Origin of the sequence: Sphingobium amiense, from assembly GCF_003967075.1 — a bacterium.
In the GTDB taxonomy this organism is placed as follows: domain Bacteria; phylum Pseudomonadota; class Alphaproteobacteria; order Sphingomonadales; family Sphingomonadaceae; genus Sphingobium; species Sphingobium amiense.
The window spans coordinates 4,039,372-4,055,056 of the sequence record NZ_AP018664.1 but is presented as its reverse complement, the minus strand read 5'-3'; the positions used below and the strand labels follow the sequence as shown (position 1 = coordinate 4,055,056).

At 64.4% G+C, this 15,685-nt stretch carries 12 protein-coding genes; 6 read left to right on the top strand and 6 right to left on the bottom strand.

Annotated elements, in window-relative coordinates:
- Positions 1–93 precede the first annotated feature (93 nt).
- The 3 genes from SAMIE_RS19430 (at position 94) to sorB (ending at position 3,121) form a co-directional block, all read left to right on the top strand.
- A complete protein-coding gene (locus SAMIE_RS19430) occupies positions 94–1,428 on the top strand; it encodes an LLM class flavin-dependent oxidoreductase (RefSeq protein WP_066696345.1) in 1,335 nt (444 codons plus the stop codon).
- A 173-nt stretch (positions 1,429–1,601) separates the two neighbouring features.
- Positions 1,602–2,807: a SorA family sulfite dehydrogenase catalytic subunit gene (gene sorA / locus SAMIE_RS19425; protein WP_066696343.1), complete on the top strand. Its 1,206-nt coding sequence runs from the start codon at positions 1,602–1,604 to the stop codon at positions 2,805–2,807.
- The gene (sorB, locus tag SAMIE_RS19420; protein ID WP_232037312.1) at positions 2,804–3,121 is read left to right on the top strand and encodes a SorB family sulfite dehydrogenase c-type cytochrome subunit; all 318 of its coding nucleotides are present in this window, start codon (positions 2,804–2,806) and stop codon (positions 3,119–3,121) included. The genes sorA and sorB overlap by 4 nt, the downstream gene beginning before the upstream one ends.
- 29 nt (positions 3,122–3,150) lie before the next feature.
- Here sorB and SAMIE_RS19415 read toward each other — a convergent pair whose 3' ends face one another.
- On the bottom strand, positions 3,151–3,957 hold the full coding sequence (locus SAMIE_RS19415; protein WP_066696341.1) for an alpha/beta fold hydrolase: 807 nt from the start codon (positions 3,955–3,957) through the stop codon (positions 3,151–3,153).
- Positions 3,958–4,056: 99 nt separating this feature from the next.
- Positions 4,057–5,673 (bottom strand): CocE/NonD family hydrolase, encoded by a 1,617-nt coding sequence (locus SAMIE_RS19410; protein WP_066696338.1) that lies wholly within the window; start codon positions 5,671–5,673, stop codon positions 4,057–4,059.
- Between the two features lie 264 nt (positions 5,674–5,937).
- On the opposite strand from SAMIE_RS19410, the gene SAMIE_RS19405 reads away from it, so the two are divergent.
- The 3 genes from SAMIE_RS19405 to SAMIE_RS19395 are packed head-to-tail and all read left to right on the top strand — an operon-like array spanning position 5,938 to position 10,188.
- Positions 5,938–8,124: a TonB-dependent receptor gene (locus tag SAMIE_RS19405; RefSeq protein ID WP_162849100.1), complete on the top strand. Its 2,187-nt coding sequence runs from the start codon at positions 5,938–5,940 to the stop codon at positions 8,122–8,124.
- 19 nt (positions 8,125–8,143) lie between these two features.
- Entirely contained in the window at positions 8,144–9,358 is a 1,215-nt protein-coding gene (locus SAMIE_RS19400) for a serine hydrolase domain-containing protein (RefSeq protein ID WP_066696332.1), read from the top strand.
- The gene (locus SAMIE_RS19395; protein ID WP_066696330.1) at positions 9,358–10,188 is read left to right on the top strand and encodes a helix-turn-helix transcriptional regulator; all 831 of its coding nucleotides are present in this window, start codon (positions 9,358–9,360) and stop codon (positions 10,186–10,188) included. Before SAMIE_RS19400 ends, SAMIE_RS19395 begins: the two co-directional genes overlap by 1 nt.
- Here the strand turns inward: SAMIE_RS19395 and SAMIE_RS19390 are convergent.
- Genes SAMIE_RS19390 through mhpA form a run of 4 tightly spaced genes read right to left on the bottom strand, consistent with a single transcriptional unit; the run spans position 10,161 to position 15,334 of the window.
- Complete coding sequence (locus SAMIE_RS19390; RefSeq protein ID WP_066696327.1) at positions 10,161–11,816, bottom strand: fatty acid--CoA ligase; 1,656 nt, start codon at positions 11,814–11,816, stop codon at positions 10,161–10,163. The genes SAMIE_RS19395 and SAMIE_RS19390 overlap by 28 nt on opposite strands.
- The gene (locus SAMIE_RS19385) at positions 11,817–12,785 is read right to left on the bottom strand and encodes a VOC family protein (RefSeq protein ID WP_066696324.1); all 969 of its coding nucleotides are present in this window, start codon (positions 12,783–12,785) and stop codon (positions 11,817–11,819) included.
- Positions 12,782–13,777, bottom strand: coding sequence for a fumarylacetoacetate hydrolase family protein (locus tag SAMIE_RS19380; protein ID WP_066696314.1), 996 nt, complete (start codon positions 13,775–13,777; stop codon positions 12,782–12,784). Before SAMIE_RS19380 ends, SAMIE_RS19385 begins: the two co-directional genes overlap by 4 nt.
- Before the next feature lie 12 nt (positions 13,778–13,789).
- A complete protein-coding gene (mhpA, locus tag SAMIE_RS19375; protein WP_066696805.1) occupies positions 13,790–15,334 on the bottom strand; it encodes a bifunctional 3-(3-hydroxy-phenyl)propionate/3-hydroxycinnamic acid hydroxylase MhpA in 1,545 nt (514 codons plus the stop codon).
- Positions 15,335–15,685: the final 351 nt, after the last annotated feature.

Genomic DNA, 15,685 nt, shown 5'->3' with positions numbered 1-15,685 from the left:
TTGAACAAATTCAGCGGTTGTTGAGCAGCTCTTGTTATTCGCGGACCGTCCCTTTCCCTATCCTCGTCCGCCAGTGGATATTGGAGGATCGACATGGCCAAACGGCAACTGCATCTGGGCGCGATACTCGAAGGAGTCGGGGCCGATCATCATAGCTGGCTCGACCCGGACCTGCCGGGCAACGCCAGCATCGACATCAACTGGTATATCGAGCAGGCGCGCCTTGCCGAGGCGGCGAAGTTCGACCTCATCTTCATCGTCGATTCCCCCTACATCACGCCCGACACCGCGCCGCACTTCCTCAACCGTCTGGAGCCGCTGACGCTGCTGTCGGCGGTGGCGGCATCGACATCGCACATCGGCCTCGTCGGCACGCTCACCACATCCTATTGGGAACCCTATAATGTCGCGCGCCAGTTCGCGTCGCTCGACCATATCAGCCGGGGCCGCGCGGGATGGAATGTCGTCACCACGGGCCTTGAAGGCGCGGCGCTGAACTATGGGCGTGACGCGCATTTCGAACATGGCGTGCGCTACGCCCGCGCGCGCGAGTTCGTGGAGGTGGTGCAGGGTCTGTGGGACAGTTATGAGGACGACGCCTTCCCGCGCGACCGGGCGAGCGGCACTTTCCTCGACAAATCGAAACAGCACCGGCTCGATCACAAGGGCACGCATTTCTCCGTCGCCGGTCCGCTGGCGCTCAGCCGGTCGCGGCAGGGGCAGCCGGTGATCTTTCAGGCCGGCGACAGCAGCGAGGGCCGCGCACTGGGCGCGGCAATCGCCGAGGGAACATTCGCCGCGTCGCAGGATTTCGAAAGCGGCAGTGCCTATTATGCGGACCTCAAGGCGCGGGCGGCGGCGCTCGGGCGCAACCCCGATCATATCATCGTCATGCCGGGGCTGGTTCCCACGATCGCGGAGACCGACGAGGAAGCGCGCGCCGTCGCCGAAGCGGCGCAGGGCGCGCTGAGCATCGACAAGCTGCTGACGCAGGTCGGGCGCTTTTTCAACTATCACGATTTTTCGAAATATGAACTGGACGCCCCCTTCCCCGATCTGTCGGGCGTGACGCTCAACAGCTACAAGGGCGGGGCCGAACGCGTCATCCGCATCGCGGCGGAAGAAAAGCTGACGCTACGTCAGGCGGCCTATCGCTTCGGCCAGTGGACCTCGCCCTTCGTCGGATCGCCCGAAACGGTGGCGAACGAAATCGAGCGCTGGTTTACCGGGCGCGCGGCCGACGGGTTCAACCTCCGCGTCACGCGCCCGCGCGACTTTGCCCTGTTCCGGGAAAAGGTCGTGCCGATCCTTCAGGAACGCGGCCTCTTCCGCAGCGACTATGCGGACGACACGCTGCGCGGGCATCTGGGGTTGCCGGTGCCGCAGCATCGCCACGCCCAGCCGCCCGTCGCCATCGCGGCGGAATGAAAGAAGCGCAGACGCGCCGGTGCGACGTCCTCATCGTCGGCGCGGCATGGCGGCAGCATGGGCGGCCATCGCCGCCGCGAAGGCGCTGAAAACTATTGGCCGATGAAGCTCAAGGAGCATATTGAAACCTCCGCGCATATGGATAAATCGGCTGCGTTTCTGGAGAGAAGCTCTTGCGTGAAGTTGATCGGCGCAGCCTTGTCGCTGGCCTCATTGCGGGAAGTCTGTCCGGCGGGGCCGCTGCACGCGCCGCGGCGCGAGAGATCGTCCTGCCCTTCGCCAATGGGGCGCGTCCGCTTGTCGCCTACCCGCAGAAGCGGCCCCTCATCCGCCTCACCGCCCGCCCGCCGCAACTGGAAACGCCCTTCGAAATTTTCGCGGAGGGGCCGATCACGCCGAACGACGCCTTCTTCGTGCGTTATCATCTGTCCGATCTGCCGGTCGACATCGACGCCGCCAGCTTCCGCCTGACACTGGGCGGCCATGTGGCGCGGCCGCTGTCCCTGTCGCTGGCGGAGCTGAAACGGGACTTTCCGGCGCAGGAAATCGTCGCGGTCAATCAATGTTCGGGGAACAGCAGGGGCTTTTCCGACCCGCGCGTGGGCGGCGGGCAACTGGGCAACGGGGCGATGGGCAATGCCCGATGGACAGGCGTGCCGCTCCGCGCCCTGCTCGACCGCGCCGGGGTTCGCGCCAATGCGCGGCAGGTGACGTTCAACGGCCTCGACAATCCCCCTTCCGATGGCGTCCCCGATTTCATCAAGGCGCTGGACATCGACCATGCGCGCGATGGCGAGGTGATGCTGGCGTGGCAGATGAACGGCGCGGACCTGCCATTCCTCAATGGCTATCCCCTGCGACTGGTCGTGCCTGGCTATTATGGCACTTACTGGGTCAAGCATCTGCATGACATCCAGGTCGTCGATGCGGTCTATGACGGATATTGGATGAACACGGCCTATCGCATTCCCGAAAATGACTGCGCCTGCGTCGCGCCGGGCACGAAGCCCGACCGCACACGCCCGATCGGACGCCTCAATGTGCGGTCGTTCCTGACGAGCCACAGGGACGGCGCGCGGATCGAGGCGGGGCAGCCTCACCTTCTGTCCGGCATCGCCTTCGACGGCGGGGCGGGCATAGCGAGGGTCGAGCTGTCGGCCGATGGCGGCCGCGAATGGATCGCCGCGTCGCTAGGCCGGGATCTCGGCCGCTACAGCTTCCGGTCATGGTCGGCGCCGATGACGCTAGAGCCGGGCGCGCACCGCATTCTCGTCCGCGCCACCAGCGGCAGCGGCGAAACCCAGCCGATGCAGCAGCGATGGCAGCCCGCCGGATATATGCGCAATATCGTCGAAGGGGTGGAACTGAACGCGCTATGAGATCGGGTCCGACCTTCCTCATGATCCTGACCGGGATCGCGTCCGCCACCGCGACCAGCGGCATGAACTATCCGATTCCCGCCGACGATGCGGTGGAACTGCTGCCGGGGCGGGACCGGGATCTGACGGCGGGAACCTGCGCCGCATGCCATTCGCTCGACTATATCACCACCCAGCCTCGCGGTAAGGGCGCCCAGTTCTGGAAGGATGGCGTCGCGAAGATGGTGAAGGTCTACGGCGCGCCCATCGAGCCGGCCGACGCCGACCGCATCGCCGACTATCTTGGCGCGACATACGGCGCTCCGCCGCCATAAGCGCTGCTCGCCCGCCTGCGGACGCGAAGTCAGGACGAAAGGGGATCGCGCGCAAATTCGGCGAGGAACGCCGCGATGTCTCCGGCCACGACCGGCGCGCTCTCGATCGGGAGCATGTGCCCTTCGGCCGCATGGACCACTTCCCTGCACCGTGGCAGTTTGCGCGCCATGTCATGCTGGATGGCGGGCGGGACGACCGTATCGGCCTCTCCGCAGATCAGCAGCGCAGGCGCGGCCACATCCTTGAGCTGATCGTCAATCGAGAACAGGGGATTGGCCGCCTGAAGCGCCAGATGGACGCCGCTGTCCAGCAGGGTCACAGCGTCGAGCGTGGCTTCGGTCGATGCGCTCGGGCGATGCACGAACATCCGGTCGAATCCGGGACGCAGGACGTCGCGGCTGCGACCGTTCTCGATCATGAATTTGAGCGCATCGACCGGATCGCGCCGGTGATCCGCCGGCCCCGGAGACAGCAGGCAGAAGGCCGAAAACGTGCCCGGATGGCGGATTTCCGTGAAAAGGCCGACCGGGGCGCCGAAGGAATGGCCAACAAAGACCGGCTGGTCGAGCCGCAGCGCTTCGACAAAGGCGACAATGTCGTCGGCCAGCGTTTCGAACGACCAGTTCGCCCATGAGTCCTTTGAGGCGCCATGGCCGCGCAGATCGAGCGCATAGACCGCATGGCGTTTCGACAGCGCCGTCAGCAGTTCCCCGTAAAGCGGCCCCGTCGCGCGCATTGCGTAACCGTGGACGAAAAGGAGCGCTTCCTTGCCCCCCTCCACGCCATAGGTGGAATAGGCGAGTTCCGCGCCGTTCAGCACAATCCGTTCTATCATTCGGTCACTCATCGCAGCCTCTGGGCAATTTCACATCGAGCATCGGCAGGTCTATCGCAGCAAGGCTTCTGGCCCCGCCTCCCAGTCGCTCGCCGCCGATCAGATGAACGGGACGAGCAGATGGGAAGGATGGTCCGGGCCGGTATGGATTTCGTGCCGCCCCCTGTTCACGCTGTCGTCATGGCCGAAGCGTGAAAATTCGAGGATGTCGCGGCCGCTGATGGCCAGCCGGAGCGTCTCGCCCGCCTCGAACAGCGTGCTGGAAGGCAAAATCTCCATTTCGACGGGGACGATCTCGCCGGGCCGCACCTTCTCCGTCCGTTCGAAGCTCTGGAAAGGCCGCCACGGCCTCGACAGCACAGGGTCGAGGTGGCGTCGCGACACGCGCAGCCAGCCGAGCGCCACCACGCCCGACCGGAACCCGTCCTTCCCGCAGAAAAACACTTCCTGTCCGCTGGCGTCGAATTTCCGGACCGCCGCGAACAGGTCCAGATCGTCGGCGTCCTTCGCGCTTACCCACAATTTCAGCACCATGGGGCCGGTCACTTCCGTGCGCCGGTCGAAGATAAGGTCGAACTCCACCGACTGTTTCGCTTCGGCGTCGTATTCGATCCGGGCGGCATCTTCCGGAATCGAGGATGTCAGCGCCTTGCCCGCCGGATCGAGATACATCGGCGTGAACCTCGTGCCCTCAATCGGCCAGGCAGTCTCGGCGCGCACCTCGACCCGTTCCTTCGTGTCGCGCACTTCCAGCCTGACGCGCGGACGATCCTGAAAGCCGTTATCCTCGCCCTTCAGGAAATGGTCGAAGAAGGATTTCTGCCATTCGACCGCATCGGGGCTGTAATAGACTTCCCATTTGTTGCCGCCATGCGTGTAGAGCCACTTCTGATCCGAGGCGATACGCACGAAGCCCTCGACCGACCCGCGCGTGTGCAGGCCATGGTCCGACCAGGACGCGCAGATGAGCGCGGGCACGTCGATATTCTCCAGCACGAACGGATTGCGCGCGGCGCGGTCCATCATCGCCGGACCTGTCTCTGCGATGCCCATGCCCGCGCCGCGTGCAAGCGAACCGGCATAATAGCCGCCCAGAAAGCGCGTTTCCGGCACTCCGCCCGGCTCCATGACGTCGCGCAGGAAATCGCTCGCCCCCTCCCACGGCACAATAGCCTTGAGATGGGAAGGCTTCGTCTTCGATGCGACCATCCACTGATTGCAGGCAAGGTAGGATACGCCGTGAAGGCCCACCGAGCCGTTGCTCCACGGCTGAACTCCCGCCCACTCGATCAGTTCGGCATAGTCGTGGGCGTCTTCCTCGGAATAGACGCCGGGTTCCCCCTCCGATCCATAATAGCCACGGGGATCGGCGACCATCACCGCATAGCCATGCGGCACCCAGAAGCCGGGGTCCGGCCCCTCCCAGGTCGTAACCTCGCAAATATGCATGGTGCCGACCGCCATGCCCGCCGCCTTGATCTTGGGCAGGGTCGAATAGTCGGCGGGGCCGAAATCCTTGCCATAGGCGGTGACGCACATGATGACGGGGTAGCGGCCCTCTTTCTCGGGCCGATAGACCGTCGCCTCCAGATGCACGCCGTCGCGCATGCGCACCCGGACATCGCGCTCCACGATGATGCCTTCGGGCAATGGATAGGTGACTGCGCCAAGGTCGGCCTCCGCTTCCTTCGTCAGTTCGGCCGCACTTTCCGACACCCGGCATCCTCCTCCATCTGGCGCGCGTCCGTCTGACGGCGCGGTAATCGACCCTGCAAGACCTAGCCCCTCACGGCCCGACAGTCTGTCCCTTCTAATTGAGGACAGACGGTCCTGCCCGGTTGAGGCAAACCAGCGACCGAACCGATGCGTGCAGGACCGCGGTCGAAACCGCATGCACCGTCGGGGTCGCGCCGCCAGCGCGGATAATAGAAGTCGGAAAATGAGGGGATGACGATGTTTCGCAAAATCACAACGCTTCTTATGACGGCTGCGCCCATCGCGATCGGCGCCAGCCCATCGTTCGCGCAGGACAATGCCGGCGCGACCGGCAGTCTGGAAGACATCGTCGTCACGGCCCAGAAGCGATCCGAAAATCTTCAGGATGTTCCGGTCGCGATCACGGCCGTCACCTCGGCACGGCTGGAATCGGCGGGGATCACCAGCGCGGCCGATCTGGGCACCGTGACGCCGAACCTTTCCCTGACGCAGGTCGCCGGCACCATCCAGCCGCACATTCGCGGCGTCGGCACGGACTTTTCCGGACCCGGCGTCGAAAATCCGGTCGCTCTCTATGTCGACGGCGTCTATATCGCGAGCGGCACGTCGTCCCTGCTCACGCTCAACAATATCGAGCGGGTGGAAGTACTCAAAGGCCCGCAGGGCACGCTGTTCGGGCGCAACGCCACGGGCGGCCTCATCCATGTCATCACCAAAGACCCCGGATATGATCCGTCGATGGCGCTGGACCTGAGCTACGCCAATTACGAGACAGTCACCGCCAATGCCTATCTGAGCGCCGGACTGGCGGACGGTGTGGCCGCCGATCTGGCGGTGCGTTACGAACATCAGGGCAAGGGCTGGGGCACCAACCTGTTCAACGGCCGCGACGTCAACCGCACCGATCACGACTTTGCGGTTCGCTCCAAGCTGCTGTTCGAACCGGGCGACAGGACGAAGATACGCTTCGCCATCGACTATGCCGACCGGAAAGCCGCCGATGTGCAGCATGCCTATCCGGGCTATCCGCAGAGCTTCAACAATCCCTTTTTCGGCGGTCCCTTCCCGCTCGGCGGTCCTTTCGACACCAACAGCAATGTGCAGGGCGACAGCCGGTTGCGCTCGGGCGGCATCTCGCTCCAGATCAATCAGGATCTGGGCGACGTGGCGCTGCAGAGCATCACGGCCTTTCGCAAGAGCAGATATATGTTCGAACTGGATCTCGATCTGACGCCGGTGCAGCTCATCAGTTGCTGCGGCGCCGATGGCGGCCCGGTTCGCGCGAGACAGTTCAGCCAGGAATTCCAGCTCTCATCCACGTCCGGCGGGCCGCTCAAATGGGTGGCGGGCGCCTATCTCTTCTCTGCGAGGGACGGGTATGAGAATGTCAGCATCGAACTGGCCGCCCCGGTCTCGTTCATTCCCGGCGTGCCTGCCGCCATCCTCCTGAACAACCGGGTGACGACCCGATCGGCTGCGGCCTTCGGTCAGGCCAGCTATGAGATACTCGACAACACGACCCTGACGCTGGGCGGACGCCTCACCTATGAAAAAAGAACGATAGGCGGAACGGAAAGCATCGTTGCGGGCGGTGTCATCGCGGCGGTCCATCCCCTGCCCGCGGCAGGCTCGGGCTTTCCCGGCAAGATCGACTTTACCCGGTTCAACTATCGCATTGCGCTGGATCACAAGTTCACGCCCGATATTCTCGGCTATGTGAGCTACAATACCGGCTTCAAGAGCGGCGGCTATAATCTGAACTCGTCGGCGAACCCTCCCTACAGGCCCGAACAGATCAAGGCGGCTGAGGTGGGCCTGAAAACCGAGCTGCTGGACCGGCGGCTGAGGCTCAACATCGCCGCATTCCACTACAATTATTCCAATATACAGGTGACCAACTATGCCGGGGGCAACAGCCTGATCGGCAATGGCGCGGCTGCCAAAATCTATGGCGTCGATTTCGACGCGGACCTCGTTCTGGGTCATGGCCTGTCGCTCAACGGCGGTCTGGGCTATCTGCACGGCCGGTTCAGTTCCTACGACAATGCGCCCTATTTCAACGGCTTCGATGGCTGCGTCACCGCGCCGGGAAGTTTCTGCACCCTTTCCGCCAAAGGCAATCGGGTGGGCCAGTCGCCGACATGGTCCTATAATGTCGGCGCGAACTACAAGACGGAGCTGGCGCAGGGCGCGTTGGCGTTCAGCGTCCTCTATTCCTATTCGAGCCGCTGGTATGCGTCCGCCGACAATTTCGCCTTTCAGCCTTCCTATGGTCTCCTCAACGCGTCCGTTCAGTGGACCGAGCCGAGCGACCATCTTTCCGTGCGCCTGTGGGGCAAGAACCTGACGAACGAAGTCTATGCCACCGGCATCGGCGAGGCCAATCAGGGGGTGTTCCGCCACCTCGGCGCGCCCCGGACCTATGGCGTGACGCTCGGCGTGAAGTTCTGACACACCAAAAGGACAAATCATGGCGAGTGAAACAGCGGGTGCGGATTTTGGCAAGGTAGCCGCTTTGCTCGATGAACTGGTGGCTTCGCGGCAGGTGCCCGGCGCCAATGTCGCGATCCATCGTTCGGGGCGGGAGATATTCTACCACCAGTCGGGTTTCAGCGATCTCGCCGCCGGCACGCCGATCGCGCGGGATTCGCTGTTCCGGCTCTTTTCGATGACCAAGCCGGTCATCGCTGCGGCGACGATGGTTCTGATCGACGACGGGGCGCTCGGTCTGGACGACTCCATCGTCGATCATATTCCGGAGTTCGCCGATCTGCGCGTTCACAGCGAGGGGGCCGGTGACTCCTCCGGTCCCCAAGCCCCGACCGTCAGACATCTGCTGACGCACACGGCCGGATTTTCCTACTGGTTTCAGTCGGGCACGCCGGTCGGCGCGCTCTACGCTGCCGACCCCGGCATCAATTTCGACCGCTGGCGCTACGATCCTCAGTTCGGCGGTCTCGATGGCCTTGCGCGCGCTCTGGGCCAGCTTCCCCTCCTCGCGCGACCCGGCACGCGATGGCATTACAGCATGTCCTTCGAGGTTGCGGGCATCCTGATCGAGCGCGTCAGCGGGCAGAAGCTCGACGATTTTCTGAGGACGCGGATCTTCGATCCGCTGAAGATGCATGACACCGACTTCTGGGTCGAGCCGGACAAGGCTCACCGGCTCACGTCCCTCTATCGTCCGACAGAAGGCGGCGGCCTTGAACTGGCCGAGAGCGGCGCTGACAGCCCCCGGCTGAAGCCGGTTCCGGGGCTGGCGGGCGGCGGCGGCCTCGTCTCCACGATCGACGATTATGGCCGCTTCGCCCAAATGCTTCTGCGCGATGGCGAGCTGGAGGGCGCGCGCGTCCTGTCGACGGAGTCGGTGCGGGCGATGATGTCCAGTCACCTCCGGCCCGATCAGCTCGATGAGCTGCCCGAACTTGTGAAATGGGGTCTCGGCGGAGCGGGCGATGGAATGGGCTTCGGCTTCGGCGGTTCGGTGGTGCTTCGCCCGCCCGCGAACGGCGTGCCCGCTTTCCCCGGAGAATATAGCTGGGGCGGCGGGTCCAGCACGACCTTCTGGGTCGATCCGAAGCATGATCTCAGCGTCGTGTTCATGACGCAGCGTTTTCCGCCTGCCGCCGACATGCCTCGGGATGTGTTGCATCGCGCGGTTTATGGCGCGCTAGGGCTGGCGTGATGAGGATGGGCAAGGCAGCCGCGATTTTGTATGACGCGTCGATGGCCATCGCGACGCAGACGAGCGCCCCCTCCGGGCTGGTTTCCTTCGACGGGCGTCTGCTCGATTCCCTGTCGAAATGCGTGTCTTCGATAGGGCGCGATGCATTCACCGACAACTTCCTCGAATTCGTGCTGCAGGTCGGCGCCGCGCAGGTCACCGCTTTCAGCTATGAAGCGGACCGGGCGAGTTGCCTGCTCAGCCGGAATTTCCTGTCGGAGGAAAAGGGTGGCACCTTGGCCGCCGCCTATGTCGACGGCTGGTTTCGGGAAGACCCGCTGTTCCGGCGCGCCAGAGCCATGGACGATGGCGAATGCGCCGTCGTCAGGCTGGAATCGCTCCTGCCGGAACTGGACGAGAATTATGTCTCGATGTTCTTCGGCGCGCCCGGCTTTCGCACTAAGACCGCGATCCTGGTGGCGCAGGATTCACGCCGGATGATCCTGAACCTCTATCTGGCCCGCGATCCCCGTTCCGCGTCGCCCATCGCGCTCGATCATGTTCCGGCCGAACTATATCAGTTGATCGGCCGGATGCTGGCGACGCATTTCGCGCGGCTCAAACCGCCCGCATTTCCCCTGCCGCTCGCGGTTCTGTCCGAACGGGAAAGGCAGGTGTGCCTTGGTATGCTCGCGGGCCGGAAAGCCGAGGCGATTGCGGAGCATATCGGCGTCAGCGCCAACAGCGTCGTGACCTATCGACAGAGGGCGTATCAGAAACTCGGCATATCCTCGCGCGGGCAGCTCTTCTCGATCTGTCATGTTCAGGAAGATGGCGCGTCTTCCGCATAGCGGGCACGCAGCAGCTTCTTGTCGATCTTCCCGACGCTGGTGCGCGGAAGCTGGTCCACCACCGCAAACCGGTCAAGTCTCGCATATCGCGTGATACGCCCGTCTGCGATGGCGAAATCGACGGGAAGGTTGATGCTGTCGAGCGTCGGGACGCAGCCGGGCGCAGCCACCACCACCGCCAGCGGACGCTCGCCCCATCTGACGTCGGGCACCGCGATCACGGCGGCCTCTGCGATCCCCTCGCCAGTGGCGACAAGTTCCTCCAACTGGAGGGAATCCACCCATTCGCCCCCCGTCTTGACTACGTCCTTCAGCCGGTCCCGGATCTGCACCTGTCCCCACGGGTCGATGGTGGCGATATCCTGCGTGTGCATCCAGCCGCCCCGCCACAGCGCGTCCGTCGCCTTCCGGTCGCCGGTATAAAGCGGCGTCAGCCACGGGGACCGCACCACCACCTCGCCACGCGTCCGCCCATCGTGCGGCGCGGGGTTCATATTTTCATCGGCGATCCGCACCTCGACCAGCGGCGCCGACACGCCCGCAAGGCTCAGCGGGTCCGGCATCCCCGCCCCGCCCTCGTCGCCCGGCAGTTCCCGGCGTCCGGCGACCGCCACGACCGGGCAGGTTTCCGACATGCCATAGGCCGCGCCGAGCCGCATGCCATGAGCCTGCCCCCTGGCGAGCAGGCTTCGCGTCAGTGCGGAACCGCCGATCGTCACCTTCCAGCCCGCAAGGTCCGCGCCCCTGTCTTCGGCGCTGTTCAGCACCATCTCAAGCACCGTGGGAACGCAGTGGGAATAGCTGACCCCGTGTGTTTCGCGCAGCGCGCAGATCGTCGCCGGCTCATAGCGTCCGGGATAGACCTGCTTCAGGCCCAGCATCGTCGCGATATAGGGGAAACCCCATGCGTGGACATGGAACATCGGCGTCAGCGGCATGTAGACGTCGCCCACGCCGATCCACGGCGCGGCATCCGAAGCGCCGAACGGCGCGCTGATCGCCAACGTATGCAGGACGAGCTGCCTGTGGGTGAAACAGACGCCCTTGGGATTGCCGGTCGTGCCACTGGTATAGAATGTCGTGGCGACGGCATTCTCGTCGAAATCCTCGAACGGATAATCGGGCGAAGCCGCGGCGGAAAGCGTTTCATATTCGCCGATGCACCATGAAGGCAGGGCGTCGCCCGCCCCGTCCATGATCGCGACGATCGCCTTCAGCCGGGGCAACCGGGATCGAAGCGCCTCGACGATGGGGAAGAAATCGCGGTGGACGATCAGAATTTCCGCTTCGGCATGCTGCAGCGTATAGGCGATCTGCGGCTGCGGCAGCCGGATATTCACGGTCTGGAGCACAGCGCCCATCATCGGCACGGCGAAATAGGCCTCCAGATAGCGGTGACTGTCCCAGTCCATCACCGCCACGGTCATGCCCTGCGTCGCGCCAGCCGCTTCGAGCAGCGAAGCCAGCCGCCCGACGCGCCCGACAAATTCGCGATAGTCGATGTCCGCCCGGTCGCGATAGACGATGCGCTGATCCCCCGCCTTTGCCACCACGCCGTTGAGGAGGTGGCGGATCGTCAGGGGCGCGCGATGATATTCGGTGGCGGTCTCGGCAAAACGCAGTGGCATCTACCTGCTCCCGTCCGCGACGGACGAAAGCCGCAGGGGCGCGCGCATGCCATTCCTTGCCGCCTCCAGCCGCAGCCGCCGCGCCTCGGCCTTCATGTCATCCGACAGCCAGTCGCGATCATGGCCCCACAGGCTCGGGCCGCACCGCATCTCGCTCGACTGCCAGTGGGCAGGGTCGATGTCCCGTCCGCCCCAGCCATATTCGATCAGGAAGCGCGAGGGCGTCCGCATGTAGAAGGACGTCATATGATCGTTCGAGTGCCGGCCCAGCGTGGCGGCGACCCGCCCCGGCTCGCCCTGCGCCAGATCATAGCCCTGCCCGACGTCGTCGAAACCGTCCAGCTCGACCATCAGATGATGCATCCCGGCATGTCCGTTCTCGATCATCGCAAGGCTGTGATGGCGGGTGTTGACGTGGAAGAAGAAGGCCTTGAACGGCGCGAGCGTATAGTCGCTCAGCCGGAAACCCAGCAGGTCGCGATAATAGGGCAGCAGCGGCTCGATCCGGCGGACGTTGAGGACCGCATGTCCCATGCCCAGAGAGCCGGTGCGAAAACCCTCGATCGGCCGCCCCGGCGCGAACGGGGTGTCGGCAAGAGCGCGGCCATGGAAAAATTCGAGCGCATTTCCTTCCGGATCGGTCGTCGTAAAACCGTCCGCAACGCCCCGCTCTTCACAAAGGGCGGGCGGCATGGCGGAAACGGCATGGCCTTGCGCTTCCAGCCGGGCCGCGAGCGACTGCAACGCCTGTGCGTCGCGCACCTCCCAGCCATAATAGTCGACCCCCTCGCCCGCCGCCTCGCGCACGGCAAGGCGGTGGGCCGCATCGTCCATGCGCAGGCCGATCCGCCCGCCGGACAGCGGCTGCACCTGCATGCCGAGCAGATGGGTGCCGAACTGCCGCCAGTCCCCCAGCGATGGGGTGCGCGCGCCGATATAGCCCAGTCCGATGATCTCGCCGCCTGTCATCCTGCCGGCTCGTAGCGGACAACGGTCTGTTCGATGGTGCCGAAAATGCTCGCGCCATCGGCATCGGTCATGTCGATCTTCACCCGGTCGCCGAAGTGCAGGAATTCGGTCGCGGGTTTGCCACTATCGATGGTTTCGAGCATCCGCACTTCGGCGAGGCACGACGATCCGGCCGCCCGGTCCCGGTTCGACACCGTGCCCGAACCCACGATCGTGCCCGCGCCCAGTTCCCGGCTCTTCGCCGCGTGGGCGATGAGCGTTGCGAAATCGAAATTCATGTCGTGACCGCCATTGGGTTCGCCCAGCCAGCGGTCGTTCACCCAGCTTCTGAGCGGCAGGGTCAGCTTGCGCCCGTCCCATGCCTCGCCCAGTTCATCGGGCGTGACCGCCACGGCCGCGAAAGCCGTCGCTGGTTTCGACTGGAAGAAGCCGAACCCCTTCGCCAGTTCTCCGGGGATGAGGTTGCGCAGGCTGACATCGTTGAGGATCGTGACCAGCAGGATATGCCCGGCCGCTTCGTCCGCGCCGATCCCCATGGGAACATCGTCGGTGATGACCGCGATTTCGGCCTCCAGGTCGATCCCCCACGCCTCGTCGGCGATCACAATCGGATCGCGCGGGCCAGCCATTTTGTCGCCCCCGCCCTGATAGATCAGCGGATCATGATAGAGCGACTGGGGCATTTCGGCGTTGCGCGCCCGCCGCACCAGCTCAGCGTGCGAGAGATAGGCGGAGCCGTCGCACCACTGATAGGCGCGCGGGAGCGGGGCGGCGGCGGCGGTCGGGTCGAAATCGAAAGCGTCGTCGATCGTCCCGGCTTCAAGCGCCCCGGCCCGCACGCGCAGCAGCGGCTCCATTCGGCTCCAGTCGTCCAGCGCCTGTTGCAGCGTGGCTGCAATATCGGGAACGCGCACGGCGCGGCGCAGGTCGCGGCTGACGATCACCAGATCGCCGTCGCGCGACGAGGGGGAGCGCAATGTTGCCAGTTTCATTCTTCTTCTCCGTCAGATGGCTCGATGCGCGCCGGCGGCAACCCGGCGGGGTTCCGGTGCAGCGGCGTGCGAAGGCGGCGGCGCAAGCAGCGCTGCGATGGCGGGCGTCGCGAGCAGCGCGGTCAGCTCAGGCCCGCTGGTCGCGGTTGCGAGAATATAGCGGTCGGGCCGCACCAGTGCCGCGCGAACGCCAAGGCGCGACAGCTCCTCCCCGATCCCCGGCGCATCCTGCGGGGTGATGACCTGCAGGCCCGCGACCGGACCGATCTCTCGGGCGAGTTCGGCATCCGCGACCAGCGCCATGGCATAGCCGACCGCATCGTCCATCCGGCGTCCGTCGCGCAGCCTGCTTTGCGCGAATATGCGCCCGCGATGGGGACCGGCGCCGGGACCGGGGCCGAGTTCGGAGACAAGGCTCTTCATCCTGCCGCCGCTCTCGCCGGAGGACTGCGCCATCCGCAGCGCAGCGCCGGGATCGCTGGCGTTGATCAGGCCGCCCAGCCCGACCGCCGTGACGATATATCTGGTCACATTGGGCTTGCGCTCCGACTGGTAGCTGTCGAGCAGTTCCTCGCTCGCCTCGCCCCTGACGGAGCGAACCAGCTTCCACGCCAGATTGGCGACGTCGCGAATCCCCGCGCACATGCCCTGCCCCATGAACGGGGGCGTCTGATGGGCGGCATCCCCCGCGATCCAGAGCCGCCCGTCCCGCCACCGCTCCGCCACCAGCGAATGAAAAGTATAGGCCGCAACCCGCTCGATTTCCGCTTCGTCCGGCCCGATCCAGCGCGACAGCAGCGCCCAGATTTGATCGGGCCTGGCGATCGAATAGTCCTGCTCGCCGGGCAGCAGCCTTATTTCCCAGCGCCGCCGGTTGCCCGGCTGCCGCGCATAGGTCATCGACCGTTCCGGGTGGCAATATTGGACCGAATGATCACCCAGATCCGGCCTCTCGCCGTTCAGCAGGACATCGACGACCAGCCATTTTTCGTGAAAGCCGTGATCCTCCATCCCGGACCCGATGAACCGGCGCAGCAGGGATCGGGCGCCGTCGCAACCCACGACATGCGCGCAGCGCGCCTCCATGATTCTGCCCGTCGCCATATCCTCATAGCGGACGAGGGCTTCGTCTCCCCGGTCCTCGACCAGAAAGGCCTCGCACCGGCGGCGCAGGTGGACGTTCGGATATTTTGCTATCCCCTCGTTGAGCACCGCCTCCAGCGTCGGCTGGTGAAAACGGTAGCTCGCATGCCATCCATGCTGGCCGATGTCCTGCGGCCGCGACCAGTCGAGCAGCAGATTGCCGTCCGGATCGACAAAGCGCATTCCGACATTGACCCGAGCCTCTTCCGCGACTGCATCCGCAACCCCGATCGTCTGGAAAACGCGCATCACCTCATCATCGAAATGCACCGCCCGCGGGACGTTATAAATGCCGCCATCGCGTTCCAGAACCAGCACGCTGAGGCCGGACAGCCCCAGAAGATGCGCCAGCGTGGCCCCGCTCGGTCCAAAGCCGATGACGATGACGTCGAATTTCTGCCCTGTATCCAGCATGGGTGGCTCATCTCGATCTTTGCCGGATGACATGTCGGCGTCCGCGACGGTCGCCAGCCCCATGCACACGGCCTCTGCCTGCCTGACGGACCTGTCAGATCGCGGGATGATCGTCTGTCCTCAATAAGATGGGACACGTCATGCTCGCAGAAATCGCGTCTGCCTACGACCTGATGAAGGTCGTTTAAATCGGCATATCCAACTATATATTGATTATAAATATCCATATGAGCAATTCTCATATAATTATCAAATAATGGTCCTAACGATATTATCAAATATGGCCGAAATCATATCGCGCGAACGAAACAGATTTTGTTGATTGATATCCCTGCGTCGACGCTTTTTACG

What these genes read in the sequence shown, in the direction of transcription:
- SAMIE_RS19405 (WP_162849100.1), top strand. Translation starts at nt 5,938, where the DNA reads ATGACGGCTGCGCCCATCGCGATCGGCGCCAGCCCATCGTTCGCGCAG.
- SAMIE_RS19385 (WP_066696324.1), bottom strand. Translation starts at nt 12,785, where the DNA reads ATGACAGGCGGCGAGATCATCGGACTGGGCTATATCGGCGCGCGCACC.
- SAMIE_RS19430 (WP_066696345.1), top strand. Translation starts at nt 94, where the DNA reads ATGGCCAAACGGCAACTGCATCTGGGCGCGATACTCGAAGGAGTCGGG.
- mhpA (WP_066696805.1), bottom strand. Translation starts at nt 15,334, where the DNA reads ATGCTGGATACAGGGCAGAAATTCGACGTCATCGTCATCGGCTTTGGA.
- SAMIE_RS19390 (WP_066696327.1), bottom strand. Translation starts at nt 11,816, where the DNA reads ATGCCACTGCGTTTTGCCGAGACCGCCACCGAATATCATCGCGCGCCC.
- SAMIE_RS19415 (WP_066696341.1), bottom strand. Translation starts at nt 3,957, where the DNA reads ATGATAGAACGGATTGTGCTGAACGGCGCGGAACTCGCCTATTCCACC.
- SAMIE_RS19400 (WP_066696332.1), top strand. Translation starts at nt 8,144, where the DNA reads ATGGCGAGTGAAACAGCGGGTGCGGATTTTGGCAAGGTAGCCGCTTTG.
- SAMIE_RS19380 (WP_066696314.1), bottom strand. Translation starts at nt 13,777, where the DNA reads ATGAAACTGGCAACATTGCGCTCCCCCTCGTCGCGCGACGGCGATCTG.
- sorB (WP_232037312.1), top strand. Translation starts at nt 2,804, where the DNA reads ATGAGATCGGGTCCGACCTTCCTCATGATCCTGACCGGGATCGCGTCC.
- SAMIE_RS19395 (WP_066696330.1), top strand. Translation starts at nt 9,358, where the DNA reads ATGAGGATGGGCAAGGCAGCCGCGATTTTGTATGACGCGTCGATGGCC.